The sequence below is a fragment of the Prochlorococcus sp. MIT 0701 genome, assembly GCF_000760295.1.
Classification (GTDB): domain Bacteria; phylum Cyanobacteriota; class Cyanobacteriia; order PCC-6307; family Cyanobiaceae; genus Prochlorococcus.
This window is the reverse complement of the sequence record NZ_JNBA01000039.1, coordinates 63,211-85,987: the sequence shown is the minus strand read 5'-3', so window position 1 is coordinate 85,987 and position 22,777 is coordinate 63,211. Positions and strand designations below refer to the sequence as shown.

Sequence of the window (22,777 nt, the reverse complement as noted above, 5' to 3'; positions counted from 1 at the left end):
ATGAGAGACAGGATGACAACAGGTCCATTGGATGTCACGAGATCAGAATCAGCTTTTTTGGCACGCCTCCACTCGGCAGAACGTCCTGTTCTCGTTTTTGATGGTGCCACGGGTACATCCCTGCAAAAACAGGATCTCAGCGCTGATGATTTTGGTGGTGCATTACTAGAAGGGTGTAATGAGAATCTTGTCATTACTCGACCAGACGCAGTGAAGGAGGTGCATCGCCAGTTTCTTGAATCAGGATGCGATGTGATTGAGACCAATTCCTTTGGTGCTGCTTCCATTGTTCTTGCGGAATACGGATTAGAAGACAAGGCTTTTGAACTAAATAAACAAGCAGCACAGTTAGCAAAGACAATGGCAGCGAAATACAGCACAAAAGATCAACCTCGTTTTGTCGCAGGATCAATCGGACCAACAACAAAGTTACCCACACTTGGTCATATCGCATTTGACACGATGCGTGACTCCTTTCAAGAACAAGCAGAGGGGTTATTGGCAGGTGATGTTGACCTTTTTATTGTTGAGACTTGTCAGGACGTCTTACAAATCAAGGCCGCATTACAAGGAATCGAAGCTGCCTTTATACAAGCTGATATACGTCGCCCTATCATGGTTTCAGTGACAATGGAAACCACAGGGACGATGTTACTGGGTTCAGACATCGCTTCTGTGGTAACAATACTAGAACCATTCCCTATCGATATTCTGGGCCTTAATTGTGCAACTGGTCCTGAACAGATGAAGGAACATATACGTTACCTATCAGAACACTCACCTTTTAGAATTAGCTGTATTCCTAATGCGGGGTTACCTGAAAATATTGGTGGAGTTGCTCATTACAGATTAAAGCCACTCGAACTAAAAATGCAACTCATGCATTTTGTAGAAGATCTTGGTGTTCAAGTCATTGGAGGATGCTGTGGTACAACTCCAGAACACACTTCTGCTTTGGCAGAGCTTGCAAAGGAGATGCGTGCTGCTGATAGACCATGTCGACAAGGTGAAAACCAACCCCAACGTCTACTATTCGGTTATGAACCATCAGCTGCATCAATTTATGGAATTACTCCCTATCAACAAGACAATTCTTTCTTGATAATTGGTGAACGCCTAAATGCAAGTGGTTCAAAGAAAGTTAGAGAGCTATTAAATAGTGAAGACTGGGACGGGCTTGTTGGTCTTGCTCGAGGGCAGCTTAAAGAGAATGCACATATTCTTGATGTTAATGTTGATTACGTTGGACGTGATGGTGAGAAAGATATGAATCAACTTGTTAGCCGTCTTGTCACTAACATTAATCTTCCATTGATGCTGGATTCAACAGAATGGCAGAAAATGGAGGCAGGGCTGAAGGTCGCTGGTGGTAAATGTATCCTTAATTCCACAAACTACGAGGATGGAGAGGAACGTTTCTTTAAGGTTTTACATCTGGCGAAAAAATATGGTGCTGGATTAGTAATTGGCACCATCGATGAGAATGGTATGGCAAGAACAGCCATGCAGAAGGTCGCGATTGCAAAACGGGCTTATCGTGATGCAACTGAATATGGCATACCTGCTCATGAAATTTTCTATGATCCACTCGCACTGCCAATTTCAACTGGTATCGAAGAGGATAGGCGAAATGGCCTTGAGACAATAGAAGCGATACGAAGTATTCGTGAAGAGCTAGAGGGCGTACATGTTGTTCTGGGTGTCTCTAATGTAAGCTTCGGATTATCTCCAGCCGCCCGAATTACTCTCAACTCAGTATTTCTTCATGACTGTACTGATGCTGGAATGGATGCAGCTATCGTTTCCCCTGCAAAAATTCTACCTCTCAATAAAGTAAGTGAAGAGCAACAAAAGATATGTCGCGATTTAATAAATGACAACAGACGCTTTGAAAATGACATCTGTATATACGATCCATTAACAAAGCTAACAACTCTATTTGAAGGCGTTAGCGCCAAGGAAGCACGTGCTTCAGGCCCATCATTGGCTGATTTGCCTGTTGAAGATCGACTCAAGCAGCACATTATTGATGGAGAGAGAATTGGACTGAATGATGCCCTTGAACAAGGCTTGGAATCTTACAAGCCTCTACAACTTGTCAATACATTTCTTCTTGATGGCATGAAGGTTGTTGGAGAGCTTTTTGGTTCAGGGAAAATGCAACTCCCCTTTGTTCTTCAATCGGCTCAAACGATGAAGGCAGCCGTTGCCTACCTTGAACCGTATATGGAAAAGTCAGAAGGAGACAACTCATCTAAAGCAAAATTCCTAATTGCTACAGTAAAGGGCGATGTACATGATATTGGCAAGAATCTAGTCGATATTATTTTGACAAATAATGGTTACGAGGTAATTAACTTAGGAATTAAACAGGACGCGGATTCAATTATCAATGCTCAAATGACTCATAAGGCAGATTGTATTGCGATGAGTGGACTGCTAGTAAAATCAACAGCATTTATGAAGAATAACCTTCAGGAATTTAATGATTCTGGTATTACAGTTCCAGTGATATTAGGTGGTGCAGCTCTGACCCCTAGATTTGTAAACCAAGATTGCAGTGAAGTCTATAAAGGTAAACTTATTTATGGCAAGGATGCATTTACAGATCTAAGGTTTATGGACGCCTATGTAAATGCACTTTCTAATAATCGTTGGGATGATTGTAGAGGTTTTCTTGATGGCACTCCTGATGGGTTGACTCTAGGAGGCCAATCTACCGAATCTGATTCACTTCCTTCTGGCAAAGACGTACAACCTCAAGATTCAAATGAAAAGAACATACAACATATTGATTCAGTTGTTAATACTGACCGTTCTGAAAAAGTCTGCCAAGAAGACGCAGTCTCCCCTCCATTCCTCGGCTCAAAATTTCTGAAATCAGACAAGATTCCTCTCGATGAGATTCTTCTATATCTTGACCGAAATGCTTTGTTTTCAGGGCAATGGCAAATTCGTAAGACAAAGGATCAATCTCGCGAGCAATATGACAAGTATATTAATGATGAGATAGAACCAATATTACAAAATTGGCTCCAACGAATTCGTGACGAGTCTCTTTTACATCCAGGAGTCGCTTATGGGTATTTCCCATGTGGTCGTAAAGACAATGATCTTTTAGTCTTCGACAATGAAGGTAAAAGTCTACTAGGTAAGTTTAACCTTCCACGGCAAAAAGGTGGTAATAGATATTGTATTGCCGATTTCTATAGAGACCTTGAAGGTGGCTTACCTGCCGATATTTTGCCGATGCAAGCAGTAACAATGGGAGAGAATGCGAGTATTTTTGCGCAGAGGTTATTTGAATCAGATGCATATACTGACTATCTCTTCTTCCATGGACTTTCTGTTCAGCTGGCTGAAGCTCTCGCAGAATGGACGCATTCTCGGATACGTTGTGAGTGTGGTTTTAAATCAAACGAGCCGAAAACATTGCAAGATGTACTTGCACAGCGTTACAGAGGTAGTCGGTTTTCATTCGGCTATCCGGCCTGCCCAAATGTTGGAGATTCTCGCCAACAATTGAAGTGGTTAAAAGCCGATTTAATCGGATTGACAATGGATCCAAATGATCAGCTACACCCAGAGCAGAGCACAACCGCTCTGGTGACTCTTCACAGTCAGGCTAGATATTTCAGTGCCTAAATTGCCATGTGTTTACTTAGTGACTTGTAAAAAGAATCATTCTGTTGATTTCAGGACAATCTCATCTCCCATGACATGAGACCCTTTTGCCAGGTTTAATCCTGGCAAAGCGCCTCCATTGTATCGATGACTTCCTGTTGAAAATCGTCTAGTGAACCTGAGTCGCTGAGGTCCAGTCCTTCTCCAGCTGCATTTTGGGTCAGTTCATGGAAGTGAAAAGCACCCTCCCCATTAGCGAGGAACTCGATAGCCGACGATTCACCGCTTTCGCGAAAGGCATCGCAAAGAGCAAGGAAGGCGGCGTCTTCTGTGAACTCCCAATCCATTGAGGAGGCATATCTGATTGACCTTTAACGCCTGCCCCCCGTCATCCGTCAACCATCTCGAAGAAAAATGTGCCACTACTTCGGCAGACTCCTATGCTCAAACAGAGCAGCTAGAACTCTATAAAGTCAGTAATAGCAATTGATCTCGAAGACACAGAGGTCTTTTCTGACTGCGTTTGCCATGCAATATTTGGTGAAGCTTGTTCACATCGGATCCAAGCGCTTTTTGGCTTTTGTTGCCTTCGCTGCGCTTGAGTCATCAATGCAACACCTCATAGCCATTAAGCAAGAGTGGCCCTAGGAGCCTCTATAGAGGCTGCTCAAGGTGATTCCTGGTCAAATTCCCACAGAGCCCCTATTGACCCCCTTGTGAAGGCCTTGGCGGCGCTTCGATGAGCATTGGCGTCATCCTTGATGGCCATGGTTCTCACCTTGTACTGAATAATTGTTCTAAATAGGTCTAAGTAGGCTTGAATAAATACAGCGAACGATCAATTTCGTTCTGTTTTATCTAAGCAGGCCAGCCTTTTAGATAAATTTAGTAGCTCTTACGAAGCACACCAAAAGGATTTCGTAAAGAAAAAGCTTTATCAAGCAAGAGCTGGTATATAAAATTTATCTGTGCAAAGATATCAAACATAGTTACCAACGGCAGTCAACCTTATAAGTTACTCTAAGAATAATTATGAAATATTATATGCATAGGACTGCATTGATGATGAGCACTCGAATCATTTATTGAATTTAAAAATTCTAAATACAAGTATTAATCACTAATTAAATGAAATTATATTATGCCTATATGTTATATGGGCTGCATAAAGCTGAGGCTGGACACATTTTACAGCCTTGAAATTAGTAGTTTACGGTAAACGTTGAGGGGATCTAATAAAGCATCAGCTATTCAAGATGATTATTCAAATAAATAGTTTCTGATTTTAATCTGAAACCATGCGTCTCATGGCCAGGTTTAGCAATCAGTCGTAAAGGCAAATAGTTTAATAGCAATTAAATTTTAATATTATTAAAATAAGAACATACATCTCTAACTCGAAAGCCTATCGGTTTATTTGTGCAGTCGCGGGGATGTCTTGTTGTTTAACGTCCAATTCCTGTATTCATCATCATGAAGAAACATTGACAGTTCAGTTTCCAGCTGTAAAATAGAGATCTTGTTTCTTGACATGCGTAACATAGTGCAAATTGCCAAAAATTTGATATTTAATTCTCTGTGAGAGGGCAATCTCCTAATGTTTTATTTTTTATACAAGGCCTACTAGCTTGTGGGCTAATCGCAGCTACAGTTAATATCCTTATAACCTCAATCAATAGCTTCCGTGAAACAACAGCAAGAAATCAACTTATGCAGCTATTTCTTGATAGTTCAGAGGCCATAGAAGATGAAAGTTCAGTTTCAAAGAATGTAAAGGCCGTTTCTTCGCAACCAACACTCTATACTGATCTTCATTCTCCTCCATATGTCAATCCCTTGTCTTTGGAGTTGAGGGTTGGCTTAATTAGCCAAACTCCACCAATACAAATCAAAGTAAAGGATTCAGGCTTTTGCAAGCTGCGCTCTGGGAGGGTTGTGAATGAGCAAATGCTGAATAATATATTAAAAACAAAGAATAATCAGATTGATCATATCCAATGTTTTGCCACAGTAAATGGGGTTGTCCTTGTGAATAATCAGCCTTATATGTCTAAAATTTATTTAGTTAATCGTGGCAATGGCTGGATTGCAATCAACCAACTCTCGCTTGAGGCTTATGTTGCTTCTGTTGTTGGTGCTGAAATGCCCAGTCTTTGGAATATGGAGGCTCTTAAAGCTCAGGCGGTAGCTGCCCGTTCTTATGCGCTTGCCCATATCGCAAGACCTGCCAACAAGGATTTCCATCTTGGGGATACCACACGATGGCAGGCATATCGTGGGATTTCAAGCCAAACATCACGCTCTATAAAAGCAACTCAAGCCACCAAGGGAATTGTTCTTCGCTACAAGGGAGGAATTGTTGAAAGCCTTTATGCGTCAACGGCAGATATCAGTTTGCAAGCTCATGGCCACCTTGGAGCGAGCATGAGCCAGCATGGGGCCCAGAACATGGCACGACGTGGTTTGAAGTTCAATGAAATTCTTGCTAGGTATTACACAGGTGCTTCCTTAGCCAAACTACAGATCCGTGGCAATTGAGCATTACTGGGATCAGGCGCTCGAACGCAGCACTGCAGCACAATTAAATGGTGCACTGGTACCTCTAAGCACAGAGCTCACCAGAATTCCAGCACGACAAGGAGAGCCCTTTGAACTGCGCAAGCTAATAGGTCCACCGCCTTCTCATCTCGTAGCCAGAGGACCGAAACCTAACCCGTTTTTGCCTTGGGACCCAAGATTGGAGGTTAGTCAAATTGGCATGAAACATGTGCTAATTCTCAACAAATACCCCGTTCAACAGGGTCACATGTTGCTGATCACACGTGAATGGGCCCCTCAACATGGTTGGCTGAGTTGTCATGACTGGGAGGCACTGCTAAGTGTCGATCAGGACACAAATGGGCTTTGGTTTTTTAATAGTTCTCCAGCGGCTGGAGCGAGCCAACCTCACAGACACTTGCAATTTCTAAGACGAAGCGATGACGATCTCAGTTGTCCTCGAGAGGAATGGTTTCAATCATTGTTGGAGGCTTCACCTAGGGAAAACAGTCCACTCACTCAATGCTGCGCCGCAAAAGCTAGAACACATAATGGTAAACCAGAAATTCATTATCAGGCTTACCTAACACTTTGCAAGCAGATTGGGCTTGGTAATCCGACAGAGAGTCAACATCCAAGACAACCATACAATTTGCTCCTCACTAAGGAATGGATCGCACTGATTCTTCGAAGTCGAGAGGGAATCGCAGGTTTCAGCATCAATGCTCTTGGATTCGCTGGTTACCTTCTATCCACAGAAACGTCTGATCTGGACTGGCTTAATCGTCATGGGCCTGAGGCCTTGCTAGAAGGCGTGGTTAAGACGATTCAGTGATTTTACGGTTGTGCTGCAGGGCAATTACATGGATCGCTAGAGGGACAGGCGATCGGTAAGCGACCGCATTTCACTTCCTTCCAAGCATGAATGACAAACTGAAACGTCGAAATAAGCAGATCGAAGAACATCTGCAACTCGTTAGGCCAATAGCGCTTCACTACGCTTGTCGTACTGGACAGGACAAAGAGGACCTCACTCAGGTCGGAATGTTAGGCCTTATCCGAGCAGCACAATATTTTCAAAGTAGCAAGTCAGTACCATTTACGGCCTTTGCAAAACCGCATATACGCGGTGCCATCCTTCACTACCTCAGGGATAGCATAGGACCAGTGAAAATACCTAGGAGACTAGAGGAACGAGCTCAAGCACTTCTCAGAGATTCAACCTGGATGGACAGTGCCAGTTTTTCTGAAAAGCTCAATGCTTTCGATAGAACAGCCATAGAGAGCTACAAGCAGAAAGGCCGCTGGTACCCTCTCGATCATCAGTTGATAACAGCTGATAAAGATCAGTGGAGTGAACTGGTCGGCAAGGAACGTAATCAAATGCTTATGAATGCTCTAGAGAAGCTCGATTGCCAAGAGTTTGCGGTGATTGATCACGTCGTACTCAGAGGAGAAAGCCTACGCAGTACAGCCAGTCACCTAGGCATGAGCTGCATGACCGTACAAAGACGAGTGAAGCGAGCCCTTCGTCGACTGGCTGTGAATTGCGCTGAGTTGTCTCCTGACGCTGTTTCCACTCTCAGGTAGCCGGCTGTTGATCCCTTTGGATCTGTTCCTCCAAGGTCTCTATAGCGGCTTTCACTGCAGACAGACGACGCTCGAGACCATCACGGAGGAAAAGAAGCATTTCAAGCTTCCTGTTCTGATAGTGACGGCGACGGTCTGCCGAGTCAACATTTGAGGTGAGACAGAAGGGAGAGAACATGCCGTTCCTACAGGTGGGTGAATCTTCGCGAAATTCTGCCAAGAGTGCGTATTTTGTCTTTCTTGGCGGTTTGGGCTCGTGTGACTAGGTTTGAATTGCCCGAGTTGCTCTAGGAGCAGGCTGCTCAACTTAACAAATCCATCCGATTTAAAGGTGTCACTGAAAATCCCATTACTAGTCTCATTAAGTCTCTCAGCTTTTACCTGTGAGATTGCTTTCGCAAAACCTTCCTGGTCCTATGTGCCTTTAATGGCTGGTCAGTCAGCACGACCTCTCAATGGAAGCTTTAACAAAGTTCCTGTTCTCCACTCCAACCAGCCAGAAACAGTTGTTGGCACAGGAATACTAGTTAATACAGCTCCAGGTTCGGCAGTAGTCGTCCATACAGGTCAACAATTAAGAAATGCAGAATTTACCTTTGACGGCAAGTTCGGGATTCATATTCATCATAAGTATTATCCTCGCGACAGTCGTAAGCTTGGTAACATCCGACACCGTGGATTGCTTACTATCGCAGCAATTGCAAACAATCCAACAGATTCATCAATCGAACTTAAATTTGATCGAGGTTCAGTTAAAAACAGTTTTGAGGCTCCTTACCATTCGAATAAACTAATGGGTGTAAAGCCGCTGGGGCCGCGTCCATGGAATACAGGCCCGGGAGATGCAACAGCTGTACAGATGCTGAGAGGTAAATTGGACAGAAAGTTAGAAGATAATATTGTCATTCCACCTCACACTAAAAAACTTGTATTCACAACTCAAATACCTGCAAGAGGTATTGCCAACGGACTACTTAGTGGTACTAGCAACGGACCTTTTCAACTAGCTGTGGTTGCTGCAGAGGGAGCCACATCAGAAAAAGATCTGATCGCTATTCTTAATTCCGGGCGATTGGCACCCGGCCGTACTTATCTCAATAGAATTAGTGAAATTGAAACGGGCAAGGTCTTTTCGAGGGTTGCAGGAGTAGCAATTGGTGATCACTATACCGCCAAGCTAAATCATGACCTTAAGCATGGCGCTCTTCATGTTCCGCTTACCAGTACTCGTAAACATCATTTTGGTACAAGAGAGATACAGGTCAACTCTCTGAAAACTCGGATGATTGATTCAGCCGTAAATAATGTAGGTACTTACGGGGTACGTTTTGATATTACCCTTAATCTTAAAGGCTCAGGCGCACATCAATTAGTTTTAAGCCACCCTGCAGCAACCGACAAAAAGAAACCCTTCACGGCATTTCGAGGCTCAATTGGAATTAAGATTGATGATGAATATAAAGAAGTTCATGTAGGACTACGCTCAGGACAAAGTCTTCCTATATCAGAGCTAAACCTGACAACGAAAAGTGATAATCCAGTTACTATTAGTTTAGTCTATCCCGCAGATAATACACCTGGACATCTTCTAAGTGTTGTTCCAGTTGAGCAGTATAAACAGGCTATAAAAAATCATGAAAAAGTGAAACAATCAAAGCAGCCAGATACAATAACGAAGAATTACCAAGCTAAACCATTAACACCTAAGCCTATAGTCAAAGCAAAAGTCGTTCAAATGAATAAGAATTCGTCTAAGCATAGAAATCATGATAAATATGACTCGATCATATACAAGAGGCAACTGTTACCGACTGAATCAATTACTCACAATTCTCCGGTCAACATCCCACCAGTACTCATTTCTAGTCCTAGTAGAAATAATGTTATGCCAGCAGCAATTATCGATCCGCAAAGAGTCAATTCAAGCCTAAGAAAACACTACAACGAAGCCATAAAGGCACAACAGCAATGGTTGCGTCAACTGCAAAACCGATAGGCTACCTACAGTTGTTCGGTTTCAAGTGAAAGCGTCCGAAGAAAATTCGAGACGACGGATTACCGTTGAACTGCCAAATCATCTGATCGCAAGACTCGATGAACTTAAACGGGAATGGGGGTTAAGAGCACGAGGTGATCTTTTAGCACGTTTACTTGAAGAACTGTTTACCCCTGAAGATAATGGTGAAGATGATCAACAGGGTGATGGGATATTCCAAATAAATGACTCACATCCACTCGACAATGATCAGAGTGGATCCTTGTCTAGAAACTTAACGCCCGAATACAATGAGACAAAAGCACTGGTATTAATAGGGCGGGGATCGAATGATAGGGGTGAGCCTGGCTTAAAGACAGAGGAAAACAAAGTAAAAAATAGTGATGAAGTTAAGACATCAAATTCAGTTGGGATTGATTTGCCAGGTTTTGTGCGTAAACGAACGGATAATCTTCGAGAAAGTCTTGGCAATAACAAACCCGGTCATAGTTCGAGGGACATGCCCTTAGTTACAACAGTTGCTGAAACTGATGTGATTGAAAGTCTTAATGCCGCAAATAGACACTGGATTTCACTTTACGGCAATCCACCAGGAGAGACAGTCGTTGAAGCAGCAATGATCTGGTTAGCGAGGGACATATGGCTTCATGTCGATGGTACTGAAGATCGGCCGTTCACATGGAGTGCCGCAAATCGACTAATGACGGAACTCTGTTCAAGTTGGAAGGTTAAACCGGCAACTTTTGAGCTTGTGATGGTGGTCGCTGGAATTTTGGAAGATCCTTTTGCCTGCAAAAGCCTTTCAGAGCGAATGCCCACATTGATCCGCAGATTTGTGAATCGCTTTAAACGAAGTCGCCAGGTCACCTCTTTCCAAACACTTGAATCAACCATGACACTTCATGGAGCACTCAAACTACTCAAGCTCCCATCTCATGCTGGTGCACCAATGACACTTTCTACCATTCGGGATGCCTACAAAATACAGGCTATAACCATCCATCCGGACGCAGGAGGTTCAACAGAGGGGATGAGAAGGCTTAATGAAGCATATCAATTACTTAAAGAGCTCTACCGTGAAAAAACTAGCTAGTCTCACTAATCCAATGAGCGACTCATGCGTGGTCTATTGATGAGAATTGAGAAATACATTGTAGATATACATGGAACAGCTTTTAGGTGTCCCGCTGAGATCAAGTAACGAGGGCAAGAATAGGAAGGAGAGTCACTACGAGAAAATCTTGGAAGGTCCAGGAATGGCATTAATATTTCCGCTAATTGGTTATTAACAGTATGCTCTGCGACTCATCATTGGACTATAAGCAAGACTCATCTGATACTTGATAGGCGAAATAACGGTTATAGGTGCTGTTAACAGCAAGAGATTTAATATCCTCAGATTCAGCTATCGCAAAACAACCTTCACCCGTAATCCGTGATTATTGAAAAAAACTATTTTCTTGTCCTTAAGGAGAGCCCAACTGCGGTCCATGCTCCGTCCATAAGTAAATCTATTAATCAGAATCCTTGTTAACAAAAGGCTTAACCGGTCTGCGTAACTGCATTTTACACAGGTACGCAGGTTTTGATCTATTCCACTCCCGCTCATAGGGGTATGTGGGCTCAAGGAAGCTAAATATGCAACGATCGGGGAACAGGATGGGCTCTTCCAGGGCTCAAATGCTCAAAGGCTCGAAGGCTCGAAGGCTTCACGGCTCATTCTGTTCATATTAGACTTGAGGATAGACTACTATAGCGTCTCATAGTAGATAGCCGAGACAATGTTCGTGGTCCAATATTCTCTCTATGGACTTATCGCAAGACTTGCACTAGGTCTCATATGAGGCTACTAAGAAAAGCTTTTGGTAGGAATGGTCAGATCTATTCATCTCGTCCTCAAGATTGCATGCCCTATTCAGTGGATTGCCATACCCGATCTAGAATGATTTTTTCTAACCTGAACTGTCCAGCAAGTGGCGATATGCTCAAAAAGAAAATCTAAATTTAGATCGTGAACTGTCTTTATGAAATCCATTATTTCCATGCCATACACTTGGCTAAAAATAACTCTTAATTGTGAAGTGTCAGTTTTTCTATAATGATTATTGATAGTAAGCCTAAGAGTGGAGTCCTAAATAATTTCCTTGCTATTTGGTCAATTTGCTGAATTAGAGGCTAGACTCATCATCATGGAGCAAACTATAAGTAATCTATAATGGATCAGCATCCGAACACTTGAAAGTCTGCTGGATGTGACTAGGATTATGTTTTCTCAATCGAATACCACACATCTGGATGTTTACAATTTATTGATTAACAGTGTTGATTCTGTTGTCATGGCTAATCCATGTGATGACTTGGTATGAAAGACTCTACAAACTCAAATTTAACAACAACACCATCACCAGGGGAAAAGTTTGAGATCACAGGCATAGATTTAGATCGTCATGGTAATGGACTGGCGAGATGGAATAATTGGGTTGTAATAGTCAATGACCTTCTACCTGGAGAACGTGCACAAATAGAGATTGTGAAACGACATCGAAGCCAGTTGTTTGCCAAGAAGGTTAAGTCAATTGAGACGGTATCAGGTCGTAGATCCCCCCCATGCCAAATAGCTAATGAATGTGGAGGTTGCTCAATACAACACCTTGACGATCAAGAACAGAGTTTATTAAAGCAAAGTCATCTGCGGGAAACACTTCTTCGTTTAGGTCAATTGGATCATAGAATAGAGCCAATAATGAATGATTATACTAGAACTCTTGGATATCGAAATAGAGCTTTAATTCCTCTTTATCGCAATAGAAAAGGACAGTTACTTATGGGGTATTACCGACGCGGTAGTCACCAAATTATTGATCTCAATCGATGTCCGGTGCTGGACCGAGGTATCGATCAATATCTGGCTTTGATCAAAGATGATCTTCAACAGCATGATTGGCCAGCAGATTCAGACCTATCTTCTGGCGAAGGACTCCGGCATCTAGGCATTCGTATTGGCCAAAAAACAAGACAAGTTCTAATCACACTGGTAAGTAGTACCAATGATCTCTCTGGCCTACATCAACAAGCCAATGACTGGTATCGTCGCTGGCCTGAAGTGAGAGGAATTACTTTAAATATCCAACGGCAGAGGAACAACCTTATCCTTGGTCAAGAAACTATATTACTCGCTGGTGATCTCGAAATTGAGGAGAATTTTTGTGATCTCTCATTATTGCTTTCTACCACAACATTTTTTCAAGTAAATACTATTCAAGCAGAACGGATAATCGTGAAATTACGTGATTGGTTGGCTACTACTTTATTGGACATCAAAATAATTGATGCATATTGTGGAATTGGCACAATTTCACTTCCCTTAGCCGCAGCTGGTTATCAAGTAGTAGGCCTTGAACTACATGCCGAAGCTATTGCTCAAGCAAATAAGAATGCCTTGCGGAATAATCTTAACAATGCTTCGTTCATGTGTGGTGATGTTTCCTTGTTACTAGCCAAAACACTTCGACATCATGATGTTTTAGTTCTGGATCCACCGCGTAAAGGTTTAGATCAAATGGTGATTAAGACAATCCTTATAGTTCGTCCTGAGAGAGTGGCATATCTTAGTTGTGACGCTGCCACATTAGCTCGTGACCTCAAGCAATTGATAGCACCAAATGGACCCTATGAGATTGATCAATTACAACCAATTGATTTCTTCCCACAAACAATGCATATCGAGTGTCTGGCACTGTTAATTCGTATTAGCTCCTGAGCTCTGCAGAAAATTGCTTTACAAGTGCTTGACGTACCTTCTCGTGAATCGGGTTAACCCTGTCTTCACTAAGTGTGCTGTCTTTACTCCGATAACGCAACCTGAACGCTTGACTGCAAGAATCATGATCAAGCTGCCCACCCTCAAAACGATCAATAAGCTCAACATGCTCTAGAAGAGGTTTACCAGCTTTTCGAATGGCTTGCATCAAATCTGAACAGCTACACTCCCTTGAAACGATCACAGCTAAATCAAGTTCCATTGCTGGAACTGTCGGAAATGGTCGGAAGATAGGGGTCCATCGATTAGATCGTGTCGCAGCTTGGATGATGTACTGCAAGTCCAACGCGAATAGATAGGTTGCTTCAGGTAGATCAAGGCGCTCAGACAGTGCTGGATGAAGCTGACCAAAATGTCCAAGAAGTTTACCTTCGACAAATAATTCAGCTGAACGTCCAGGATGAAGTGAAGGATTGTCCTTGAGGGGAAGGTCGTTAATGTCCAATTTCAACCCTTTAAATACCTGGGCAAGCTGACCGCGTGCCTGGTGATATGTCATTGACTTGATCTTCCCGTTTGTACTCCATCGTTCAAACCTTCGCTCTGCACAGATCACGCCACCAAGAACAGCACGTTGGTTGATCTGCTCTCCAGTTTGTGTATAGACATTACCTATTTCATATAACCAACAACCAGGCTGCGATGACTGGAGATTACGTTGGCAAATGCGTAGATGCTCCTCCCAAAGATTAGTACGCAGGTGGCTGGTCTCAGCCAGTAAAGGGTTGCTAATTGCAATCCGTTGTGGTTCATCATTGTCCGCACCTACTAACGACAAAGTTGTGACCTCCTGCAAACCTGCTCCGGACAACATCTGCCTCAATAGGCGTTCAGCTGTTTGTGTATTCGTCAAACCACCAGGCTCAATTGGGTCTGGCAGATGGGCCTCAAAGCGGTCAAAGCCAACAAGCCGAGAAACCTCTTCGATCAGATCAACCTCTCGCGAAAGATCTCTCCGACGTGTTGGTGGAACTGTGACCAACCAGCCGTCTTCGCAGGGAGCCAACTCGCATCCGAGAGCTAGCAACGAGCGTTCGATAATCTCGTCTTCTAGATACCTATGATCATTCTCATCAGCTTTCGAACTAAGCAGATCACCTTCGAGGCTGCTTAGTAGGAACTCATTACTTACTTCTTCAGCTACCGGTCCGAGTAGACGATGGATAGCGTTGCGGCGAAGTTTTACCGGCTCAGCAGTTTTTAGGAGCTCACCATATACCCAACATCCATTTGATTTAATACCTAGATGTTCCTCCATTAGTGTCACAGCTCGACGGGCTGATGCCAAAGTCATTTCAATAGGCAAACCTTTCTCAAAGCGACTGCTTGCATCGGTCCTCAAGCCAAGAGCTCGGCACGTAGTTCTCACGGCAGTTGGGGTAAACATTGCAGATTCCAGCCATATACGTCTTGTCTTTGCAGACACGCCGCTTTCAGCACTACCCATAACACCCGCAATCGCTACAGGAATGTGATGGCAAGTAACGATCTGGCAGTTTTCGTTGAGTGCAAGTTGATGTCCATCTAGGCCATTAAAAACTTCATTATTTCTGGCTTGGCGAAGGCCAAAACATTCTGCGGAAACTGTTTGACCTGTGATCATTTCGAGTGCATCAATATCAAATGCATGCAATGGCTGGCCTTGCTCCAACATCACCAGATTTGTAATATCGACAACACCATTCACTGATTTCAATCCTGAACGCTCCAAGCGTTGCTTTATCCAGGCAGGCGACGTTAATCCACCATCCACATTCTCCAAGGCGGTTAAGCCATAAAGACCACCCTTGAGCATGGACACAGAACTGGTGGAATCAGGCGTAAAAGACTTATGGATTGGTGCCATATCAAGCTGTGGGAGCTGCAGGCTTGCTCCTGTTAAAGCAGCGACTTCCCTTGCGATACCAACCATCGACATTCCATCGGGGCGATTGGCTGTGATTGCCAACTCAAGCACTGTGTCATCGAGTCCGAACAGAGGGCCTACAGGCTGGCCGAGGTTTGGAACGTTTTCAGCGATCTCTTCAAGGATGGCTATTCCATCACAATTTGATTCCAGTCCCAATTCCGCTAGAGAGCAGATCATTCCTTGACTTGGCACCCCCCGAAGTTGACTGGCTTTGATCTTGATTCCGACTGCTGGGAGGGTTGCTCCAACCATGGCAACGGGTACGTGTATACCAGTCCGAACATTTTGAGCCCCACAGACGATCTGAAGACATTCGCCCGACCCCACATCCACCTGACAAACACTGAGTTTGTCGGCATTGGGGTGGGGTTGATGGTCTTTCACCAAGCCAACGACCACGCCTTGTGCATGACTAGCTAAATCCTCAATAGCCTCAATCTCAAATCCAGCCATCGATAGGCCTTCGGCGAGGATCTCGACGGTCTCATTCAGCTGTACTAGATCCTGCAGCCAGGAGAGAGGAACCCGCATGGATCAGCTAGATGCAGCCAAAGATCTTACGAAGCAAGAGAACGAAGGCGTCAAGTCATGTGAGGCTGCCCTGTAGGATCTTAGTTCTTCACTACGCATCGCAACTGCGGCGCAACGTCCTTTATGGCCAAAAACAAGGGCGTCCGGATCGTGATCACTCTTGAGTGCAACGAATGCCGGTCCAATCCCGCCAAGAGGTCTCCGGGGGTGTCTCGCTACACCACTGAAAAGAACCGTCGAAACACCACCGAACGGCTGGAAATCAAGAAGTTCTGTCCTCACTGCAATAAGTCAACTCCTCACAAGGAGATCAAGTGACTCAGCAGTTTCAACACACATTCCAGCCCTTTTAAATCATGTCCAGTTCCTTTTTTAAAAAGCGGCTATCGCCAATTAAGCCTGGCGATCCCATCGACTACAAGGATGTTGATCTTCTCAAGAAGTTCATTACTGATCGTGGCAAGATTCTGCCTAGGCGCCTTACAGGCCTAACGTCTAAGCAACAACGAGACCTTACTAATGCTGTAAAACGTGCGCGTATTATTGCACTTTTGCCATTCGTGAATCCAGAAGGCTGATTGCAACACCTTTGACGCCTTCTCTTCAGCAGGGTGATTTAGTTGGCTTTGTTTTGAAAGGTCAACCACAAATTGGCCTGCTAACTTCACTGAAGGGCAGCCGGGCAAACGTAAGAGTTGCAGGAACACGCCGAGAACAACAGCTAGCCAGTCGAGAGCTGTCCGTTCTGAAGCAAAATCTCAATATGGTTGAGGTGGAGACATCTCTACCCACCATGAATGAGGTCCGTAACCTTAGTCTTAATTCACGCGATTTAATTGCTGGTTGGCGATTACTTGAAGGCGAAAGGCGAAAAAGTAAGACTTCACCAACAGCACTCAAAATTACGGAAATAGCTGATTTACTGCTTAATAATAACGATCCTATCCATCTCGCCGCATTATGGTTTTGGCTTAATGGCGACCAACCTTTATTCCGAGTTCGACGTGACCACATGGTCGAAGCACGTCAACTTATTGATCTACGCCGCATCCGCCATCTGCGACGCAAGCAAGAATCTCGAGCGCAGCAACGCCTAGATTCTCTAGAATTGTTGAATTCAGATTCACCTCTGAGCAAAGATCAGTGGCAGGAATTACCCTCGGATCTTCAGTTAACGATCAACCGTTTAATCGAGCTTGCTGACGGTCCAGAGGATGCCTTATTAACGGATGAACAAGCTCTTGAGCTTATTAAAGATTTAAAGTTGGGTAGATCGCTTAGCGACCTCCGTCATTGGTTAATCAAGAAAGGCTGGCGTGATCCACACGATCTAACAACTCTCAAAGGCAGTATCTGGACAAAAAACTTTGAAGGGAGTGTACAAGCTCAAGCGGACCAATTACTCAATAAGTTTGAGCAACTATCTTTTGCAAGCGATGATAATCGTCTTGATTTGAGTGCTTTAAGGACCTACACCCTCGACGATCACCAAACTCAGGAAATTGATGATGCAATCTCCTTGCAGTGTGTTGATCAATACAACTGGATTTGGATCCATATTGCTGATCCGGCAAGGCTTATTCCTGTAGACAGTCCCTTAGATCTTGAGGCGCGTGCAAGAGCAACCAGTCTCTACTTGGCTGATGGCCTAAGACCAATGCTGCCATTGAGTTTTGCTGCTGAAGTTCTCAGTCTTAGAGCTGGCCGTCGCTGTGCATCGTTGAGTGTTGGTGTGCTTCTAGACGAATCAGGATGTATAGCCGACACACGTGTTTCTCGTACCTGGATTCGCCCCTGCTATCGACTCACTTATGAAGATGGGGATGAATTGATTGAGCTTGCGCCTCCTGGTGATGAAGATCTTTCCACACTCGCAATCCTGCTAAAAAAACGCCAATTCTGGCGTGAGCGACAAGGTGCTCTGATGCTTGAACAATCTGAAGGACGATTCCAAGTAAAGGATGATCAGCCTGAGCTTCATGTTGTTGAGTCAAGTCCAGCCAGACGGCTAGTAAGCGAAGCCATGATCCTGATGGGTACTGTTATTGCTGAATTTGGAAAGCATCAAAACCTTGCTCTGCCCTATCGCAGTCAGCCTCCGACTCAACTACCAAGTGCAACTGACTTGTCTCAGTTGATTGAAGGACCTGTACGACATGCCGCGATCAAGCGTTGCCTTAGCCGAGGTGTCCTTGGTACTCGTCCGATGGCCCATTTCAGTCTAGGCCTCTCTGCCTACGTACAAGCCAGTTCGCCGATCCGTCGCTATGCAGACTTACTTGCCCATCGACAGGTGGTGGCTCACTTAGGAGGCTCAGTTCCATTAAGCGAGCATGATCTCATGGTGCAGTTGGATGCACTTGAAGACCCTCTTCGCCAAGCACAGCAAATCCAACGCGAAGACCAGCGACACTGGCAAAAGGTGTGGTTTTTAAAAAATCGCCATGAACAATGGCCCGCCCTATTCCTGCGCTGGTTGAGGCCACAAGATCAAATTGCACTTGTGCATGTGGAATGCCTTGCTATGGATCTTGCCTGCAAGCTCAATGGTTTGATCGACCCTAGTCCAGGTCTTGCATTGATCATGAGAGTTCTTTTTGTTGATCCACTGACTGATCAGATTGAGTTTGTCGCCAAGTAGATCCTCAACGTAAGCATACAATCTACCAAAAGCTGCTATTAATCTAAAACGCGAATCAACCTCAGCCATGGTCCCCATGGATTAGCAACTGCTAAAAGGTGTACATTCTGTTGGTCTTCGCATGATTCTAGCCACCGCTTTAATGCCGGTTCTAGGGTTATTAATTGCCAGGATTTAAACTTGGTGTTAAGAGAAAATGTCTGATCAGAATGAATACGTAGTGTTCCTGAAAACTTTCTTACATGTTTATTGAGTGGCGTTTGATGTGGTAGAGGCATTTCTCCTACGTTTGTTTTAAGATTATTACCTTTAATTACTCCATGGTGGCTGAGGCAATCTGGTTGCGCCAAAACAAATTTCTGAGCATTACGCCAGTGAGGGTGCCATGCAGGCCAATCCCAAATTGGAACAATAGCGGCTGGGGCATAAATATCATGCAATAGTTCATGTTGTATTTCAGAAACATCAACTTCTGCTGGTTGAAGCCTCTTTTTCAAAGCAATAGCTGCTGCCATTCCAGCAGCCTGGCCAAGATTGAAAATCATTGGTTGTAATCGAGTTGCACCATTGGCAATGTGACTCACACTGAAGGCCTTGTCAGCTATCAGTATGTTCTCCACTTCGCTACTTAGTAGAACTCCATAAGGAATGCAGAATGGAGTACCTGTCCATCTCCCACCCCATCTGCAACTTTTTGAGGCTAAGGGCCAATCTCTACCAGGATAATGATGATCATTAGCGTAAGTCCCTACGGCAATACTGGTGCAACGTCCCTGTTTATCTAAGGGAATTGGTCCTCTGGCAGCACCAGAGGCTAATGGCAGAAGATCTCTTTCCACTAAGGTGTATTGACCTTTAAGGCGGCGCCCTTCTCGCCAATAGGGCATCAATGCAAGGCTTTTATTGATCCCTGGAAACACCTTGCCAGGGTTAATCCAACCCTCACTAACTGTTTGAAGAGCTTGTAGGAATGACAAGCTATACAGCTGCATTTCATCAGCAAGCTGGTTTTTAATTTTGTCGTCTGAGCTGCGAATACGCTCCAAGTCTCTATGCCAGTCGTTTCCATGAAGGGGCCAATTGAGCATCACTAGACCACCTGGAAGGCGGCCATAGGTAACGGTGCGCTCAAAACCAAATGTCTGAGTTGCAGCTTCAAATGGTCGAGGCAAGCACACTGGTGATGAAGGTGATTTTGCTTGTTGATCGAGTTGACCCATCACAACCCAAGTAGGGGATTGAACAGGCTGGCTAGCAAAGAATGGATCTGAATTCAATTGTTTTGACGAAGGGGCGCTTGGCTCATTCCAGAGTTCTTGTGATTCCCAACCCCAACGATGAGAAATGTCTGCGAGGGAAAAGCTGTCGCCTAAATCACTTCCATCAATGAATAAGTCGAAACGCAGTTGATGCTGTCGCCCTTCAATCTCCAGCTCAAGCAAGACAAGGCGATCTCCCTCACGTAACAGTGATTTGAGCTGGACATCTGACCACCATTCGAGGTTGGGGAGATCTATTACCCAGCTCCGCAAAACCTCTTCTGCGCGAGCGGGATTAAAACCAAAGCAACTCACCCAGTTCTGATCCAGTCCATCCTGTTCAACTTTGGCGATTTCTTGAAGAAAGGCCCCCCACAGTCCTGTCTGCCAGCAACTGAGTTCATGGCCGTCTGGAGCCGCAACTCCTGCTGCACTGACCATTCCGCCAAGCCACGCGCCTGGTGTTAACAACAGAGTTCTAATTCCATGTCGAGCAGCTTGTACGGCTGATGCGACGCCTCCTGTGCCTCCACCCCAGACCACCAAGGGCACCTGTGCAGTGGAACAAGTTTTGGTCGCAGACACTGTCATCCCTCAACATGATCGTCTTTGCCAGAAAGCAATTGAGCTTCATGACAAAGGCTGCTTAAACAACGATGGCGAAGCGCAACAAATTGTTCGTAGAGGCGGTTTAACTTGATCATCGTCGAAATATGAACAATCTCCAGCACAAAATTCTGCATTTACTCTCAAAAAGACATTGCCCCACAATCATGTGCACGATGAATTTGGAGATAAGAGTGTCATGAGGATCAAATCATCAAGCCAGTGCGAGATGGAAGCCAAAGGTCGAAGGTCTTGATCACTTTCACCAAGCCAAGAATGAGATCATCTGAATATCAAGCGCAGCTGCCAAAACCTTAACCATAGTCAGTTCTTCTGTTCTGATATGGCCATATCTACCATTGGCTACCACAATCGGTGTACCCAGAAAGTCTGCTGACTGGATCGGGGCCGCAGCAAAGTGGCTTACGAGTTTTTTTGTATCGTGTAATGCTTGAGAATGCCTGTTAAGCGGTGCATCCGGCAGCATCTCAGCTAGGTTTTCATCAAGTCGTTGAGGATTGAGGGCGTCAAAATATCCGTCTGCTTGCTCTAGCCGCCGAAGAGCACCACGCTAGGAAGGCAAGGCTTGGTCTGAGAGATGACGGCAGACGATCAATAAGCTGAAATGAGTTGTCTGGTTAGGATCCGGCCGCTCTGCACAGCAGCAGAAACTCTCCTCAATGATGACCTATACCATTACAACCCCTCTTTACTACGTCAATGACAAGCCCCATCTAGGCAGCATGTACACGACCATGGCCTGTGATGCACTGGCTCGTTTCCAGCGACTAGAAGGCAAGGAGGTCGTGTTTGTTACTGGTGTGGATGAACATGGCCAGAAGATTCAACGCACAGCAGAATTTAATAAAATCAGCCCCCAACAACATTGTGATCAGATCACAATGAGTTATCAAAATCTTTGGTCTCGCTGGGGTATTTCAAATGATCGCTTCATTCGTACTACCAGCCACCGCCATCAGTTACTAGTCGAGGCTTTTTTTCAACGTGTCGAGACCTCAGGCGATGTGTATCTTGGTCGGCAGCAGGGTTGGTATTGCGTCGGTTGTGAAGAATACAAGGACGAACCTCCACAAGCCCAGTCACCTTGCTGCCCTATTCATCAGAAGCTTCTTGAATGGAGGGATGAGGAGAATCTTTTTTTCCGACTTTCCCGATTCCAATCACAAATCGAAGATCTCATTTCGCAGCCTGATTTCATCTCGCCAGTAAGTCGCCGGCATGAAATACAGAATTTTGCAGCTCAGGGTCTTAGGGATTTTTCAATTTCAAGAGTTGATGTTGATTGGGGCTTACCAGTACCTGGTTATCCAAAACACACTTTTTATGTCTGGTTTGATGCGCTTGTAGGCTATTTAAGTGCTCTTTTAGATGATGGTGGCCAGGTTCGGCTAGAACGTCTTGAGGAGTGTGGATGGCCGGCGTCAGTACATTTAATTGGCAAGGATATCCTCCGTTTTCATGCAATCTACTGGCCCGCAATGCTCATCTCAGCTGGCTTACCCTTGCCAAAACAAGTTTTTGGCCACGGCTTTCTCACTCGTGAAGGTCAAAAGATGGGTAAATCACTAGGAAATGTGCTTGATCCAGAAAAACTCCTTGAGATGTGTGGTCCAGATGCTGTTCGATGGTATTTATTACGTGACATCCAGTTTGGTCATGATGGTGACTTTCAGCAGCAACGCTTCATGGATTTAGTCAATAACGACTTGGCAAATACAATCGGAAATCTCCTGAACAGAACTTCGTCTATGTCAAGAAAATGGTTTGAAGGATCTGTCCCTTCACATCGGAATGAAATAGATTACGGTCATCCTCTAGTGACCACTGCTGAAACAACAATTACCATCGTGCGTGAATCAATGCCCTCAATGGCTTTTCAGGATGCGGCTGAGGCGATCCTTAAATTGGCTATTGCAGCCAACGTCTACCTCAATGAGACGGCACCTTGGAGTCGGATGAAGACGGCTGGGAATGAAGCCGACGTGGCTGATGATTTATACGCAGTTTTAGAAGCCTGTCGACTTGTAGGACTATTAATTAATCCTCTTGTACCTTCTCTAAGCGAACGTTTACTAAGCCAATTGGGACTCAGTATTGATGGCAACGATTGGTCTAACTGTTTAACTTGGGGACAATTGGAAAGTGGAGCTTTATTGCCACCCTCTCAACCCGTAATGCAAAGGCTAGAACTCTCTTCTTCACTCTAATGCGATTAAACCTTCTACCATCACGCCATCTTGGC

Annotated in this window: 17 protein-coding genes; 11 read left to right on the top strand and 6 right to left on the bottom strand. The window is 44.6% G+C overall.

Annotated features, from left to right (window positions below; all coding sequences use genetic code 11):
• Complete coding sequence (gene metH / locus EV12_RS10665; RefSeq protein WP_036915162.1) at window positions 1–3,645, top strand: methionine synthase; 3,645 nt, start codon at window positions 1–3, stop codon at window positions 3,643–3,645.
• Window positions 3,646–3,740: 95 nt separating this feature from the next.
• Here the strand turns inward: metH and EV12_RS10660 are convergent, their stop codons facing one another.
• Window positions 3,741–3,971 carry a hypothetical protein gene (locus tag EV12_RS10660; protein ID WP_011130108.1) on the bottom strand — a complete coding sequence of 77 codons (231 nt, stop codon included), beginning with the start codon at window positions 3,969–3,971 and terminating at the stop codon, window positions 3,741–3,743.
• Window positions 3,972–5,202: 1,231 nt separating this feature from the next.
• Between EV12_RS10660 and EV12_RS10655 the strand changes: the two genes are divergently transcribed.
• From EV12_RS10655 to EV12_RS10645, 3 genes are all read left to right on the top strand, one after another.
• The gene (locus tag EV12_RS10655) at window positions 5,203–6,162 is read left to right on the top strand and encodes a SpoIID/LytB domain-containing protein (protein ID WP_036915161.1); all 960 of its coding nucleotides are present in this window, start codon (window positions 5,203–5,205) and stop codon (window positions 6,160–6,162) included.
• Window positions 6,152–6,997, top strand: a complete 846-nt coding sequence (locus EV12_RS10650; RefSeq protein WP_036915160.1) for an ATP adenylyltransferase — start codon at window positions 6,152–6,154, stop codon at window positions 6,995–6,997. The genes EV12_RS10655 and EV12_RS10650 overlap by 11 nt, the downstream gene beginning before the upstream one ends.
• A gap of 86 nt (window positions 6,998–7,083) precedes the next feature.
• Entirely contained in the window at window positions 7,084–7,752 is a 669-nt protein-coding gene (locus EV12_RS10645; protein WP_036915159.1) for a sigma-70 family RNA polymerase sigma factor, read from the top strand.
• Here EV12_RS10645 and EV12_RS10640 read toward each other — a convergent pair.
• Window positions 7,745–7,930, bottom strand: coding sequence for a hypothetical protein (locus EV12_RS10640; protein ID WP_036915158.1), 186 nt, complete (start codon window positions 7,928–7,930; stop codon window positions 7,745–7,747). The genes EV12_RS10645 and EV12_RS10640 overlap by 8 nt on opposite strands.
• 249 nt (window positions 7,931–8,179) lie before the next feature.
• On the opposite strand from EV12_RS10640, the gene EV12_RS10635 reads away from it, so the two are divergent.
• The 3 genes from EV12_RS10635 (at window position 8,180) to rlmD (ending at window position 13,508) form a co-directional block, all read left to right on the top strand.
• The gene (locus EV12_RS10635) at window positions 8,180–9,748 is read left to right on the top strand and encodes a DUF3370 domain-containing protein (RefSeq protein WP_241466616.1); all 1,569 of its coding nucleotides are present in this window, start codon (window positions 8,180–8,182) and stop codon (window positions 9,746–9,748) included.
• Window positions 9,749–9,773: 25 nt separating this feature from the next.
• Window positions 9,774–10,841: a molecular chaperone DnaJ gene (locus EV12_RS10630; protein WP_036915157.1), complete on the top strand. Its 1,068-nt coding sequence runs from the start codon at window positions 9,774–9,776 to the stop codon at window positions 10,839–10,841.
• A gap of 1,269 nt (window positions 10,842–12,110) precedes the next feature.
• Window positions 12,111–13,508, top strand: coding sequence for a 23S rRNA (uracil(1939)-C(5))-methyltransferase RlmD (rlmD, locus tag EV12_RS10625; RefSeq protein WP_036915155.1), 1,398 nt, complete (start codon window positions 12,111–12,113; stop codon window positions 13,506–13,508).
• Here the strand turns inward: rlmD and pheT are convergent.
• Window positions 13,498–16,008: a phenylalanine--tRNA ligase subunit beta gene (gene pheT, locus EV12_RS10620; RefSeq protein WP_036915153.1), complete on the bottom strand. Its 2,511-nt coding sequence runs from the start codon at window positions 16,006–16,008 to the stop codon at window positions 13,498–13,500. The two genes, rlmD and pheT, sit on opposite strands and share 11 nt — an antisense overlap.
• A gap of 123 nt (window positions 16,009–16,131) precedes the next feature.
• Here pheT and rpmG point away from each other — a divergent pair, with 123 nt between their 5' ends.
• Genes rpmG through EV12_RS10610 form a run of 3 tightly spaced genes read left to right on the top strand, consistent with a single transcriptional unit; the run spans window position 16,132 to window position 18,649 of the window.
• Complete coding sequence (rpmG, locus tag EV12_RS13275; protein WP_011130117.1) at window positions 16,132–16,326, top strand: 50S ribosomal protein L33; 195 nt, start codon at window positions 16,132–16,134, stop codon at window positions 16,324–16,326.
• 38 nt (window positions 16,327–16,364) lie between these two features.
• A complete protein-coding gene (gene rpsR, locus EV12_RS10615; protein WP_011130118.1) occupies window positions 16,365–16,586 on the top strand; it encodes a 30S ribosomal protein S18 in 222 nt (73 codons plus the stop codon).
• Between the two features lie 11 nt (window positions 16,587–16,597).
• Entirely contained in the window at window positions 16,598–18,649 is a 2,052-nt protein-coding gene (locus EV12_RS10610; RefSeq protein ID WP_036915152.1) for a ribonuclease catalytic domain-containing protein, read from the top strand.
• Between the two features lie 38 nt (window positions 18,650–18,687).
• Here the strand turns inward: EV12_RS10610 and EV12_RS10605 are convergent, their stop codons facing one another.
• The 3 genes from EV12_RS10605 to EV12_RS14295 form a co-directional block, all read right to left on the bottom strand.
• A complete protein-coding gene (locus EV12_RS10605) occupies window positions 18,688–20,499 on the bottom strand; it encodes an FAD-dependent oxidoreductase (protein ID WP_052039591.1) in 1,812 nt (603 codons plus the stop codon).
• Window positions 20,496–20,651 (bottom strand): Mo-dependent nitrogenase C-terminal domain-containing protein, encoded by a 156-nt coding sequence (locus EV12_RS14965; RefSeq protein ID WP_152562391.1) that lies wholly within the window; start codon window positions 20,649–20,651, stop codon window positions 20,496–20,498. Before EV12_RS14965 ends, EV12_RS10605 begins: the two co-directional genes overlap by 4 nt.
• Window positions 20,652–20,776: 125 nt before the next feature.
• The gene (locus tag EV12_RS14295) at window positions 20,777–21,001 is read right to left on the bottom strand and encodes a hypothetical protein (RefSeq protein WP_036915150.1); all 225 of its coding nucleotides are present in this window, start codon (window positions 20,999–21,001) and stop codon (window positions 20,777–20,779) included.
• 196 nt (window positions 21,002–21,197) lie between these two features.
• Between EV12_RS14295 and metG the strand changes: the two genes are divergently transcribed.
• A complete protein-coding gene (gene metG / locus EV12_RS10595) occupies window positions 21,198–22,742 on the top strand; it encodes a methionine--tRNA ligase (RefSeq protein WP_036915148.1) in 1,545 nt (514 codons plus the stop codon).
• Window positions 22,743–22,777: the final 35 nt, after the last annotated feature.

What these genes read in the sequence shown, in the direction of transcription:
- rpsR (WP_011130118.1), top strand. Translation starts at nt 16,365, where the DNA reads ATGTCCAGTTCCTTTTTTAAAAAGCGGCTATCGCCAATTAAGCCTGGC.
- rlmD (WP_036915155.1), top strand. Translation starts at nt 12,111, where the DNA reads ATGAAAGACTCTACAAACTCAAATTTAACAACAACACCATCACCAGGG.
- EV12_RS10605 (WP_052039591.1), bottom strand. Translation starts at nt 20,499, where the DNA reads ATGACAGTGTCTGCGACCAAAACTTGTTCCACTGCACAGGTGCCCTTG.
- EV12_RS10645 (WP_036915159.1), top strand. Translation starts at nt 7,084, where the DNA reads ATGAATGACAAACTGAAACGTCGAAATAAGCAGATCGAAGAACATCTG.
- EV12_RS10635 (WP_241466616.1), top strand. Translation starts at nt 8,180, where the DNA reads ATGGCTGGTCAGTCAGCACGACCTCTCAATGGAAGCTTTAACAAAGTT.
- EV12_RS10640 (WP_036915158.1), bottom strand. Translation starts at nt 7,930, where the DNA reads ATGTTCTCTCCCTTCTGTCTCACCTCAAATGTTGACTCGGCAGACCGT.
- metH (WP_036915162.1), top strand. Translation starts at nt 1, where the DNA reads ATGAGAGACAGGATGACAACAGGTCCATTGGATGTCACGAGATCAGAA.
- EV12_RS14295 (WP_036915150.1), bottom strand. Translation starts at nt 21,001, where the DNA reads ATGCTGCCGGATGCACCGCTTAACAGGCATTCTCAAGCATTACACGAT.
- metG (WP_036915148.1), top strand. Translation starts at nt 21,198, where the DNA reads ATGACCTATACCATTACAACCCCTCTTTACTACGTCAATGACAAGCCC.
- rpmG (WP_011130117.1), top strand. Translation starts at nt 16,132, where the DNA reads ATGGCCAAAAACAAGGGCGTCCGGATCGTGATCACTCTTGAGTGCAAC.
- pheT (WP_036915153.1), bottom strand. Translation starts at nt 16,008, where the DNA reads ATGCGGGTTCCTCTCTCCTGGCTGCAGGATCTAGTACAGCTGAATGAG.
- EV12_RS14965 (WP_152562391.1), bottom strand. Translation starts at nt 20,651, where the DNA reads ATGCAGAATTTTGTGCTGGAGATTGTTCATATTTCGACGATGATCAAG.
- EV12_RS10660 (WP_011130108.1), bottom strand. Translation starts at nt 3,971, where the DNA reads ATGGATTGGGAGTTCACAGAAGACGCCGCCTTCCTTGCTCTTTGCGAT.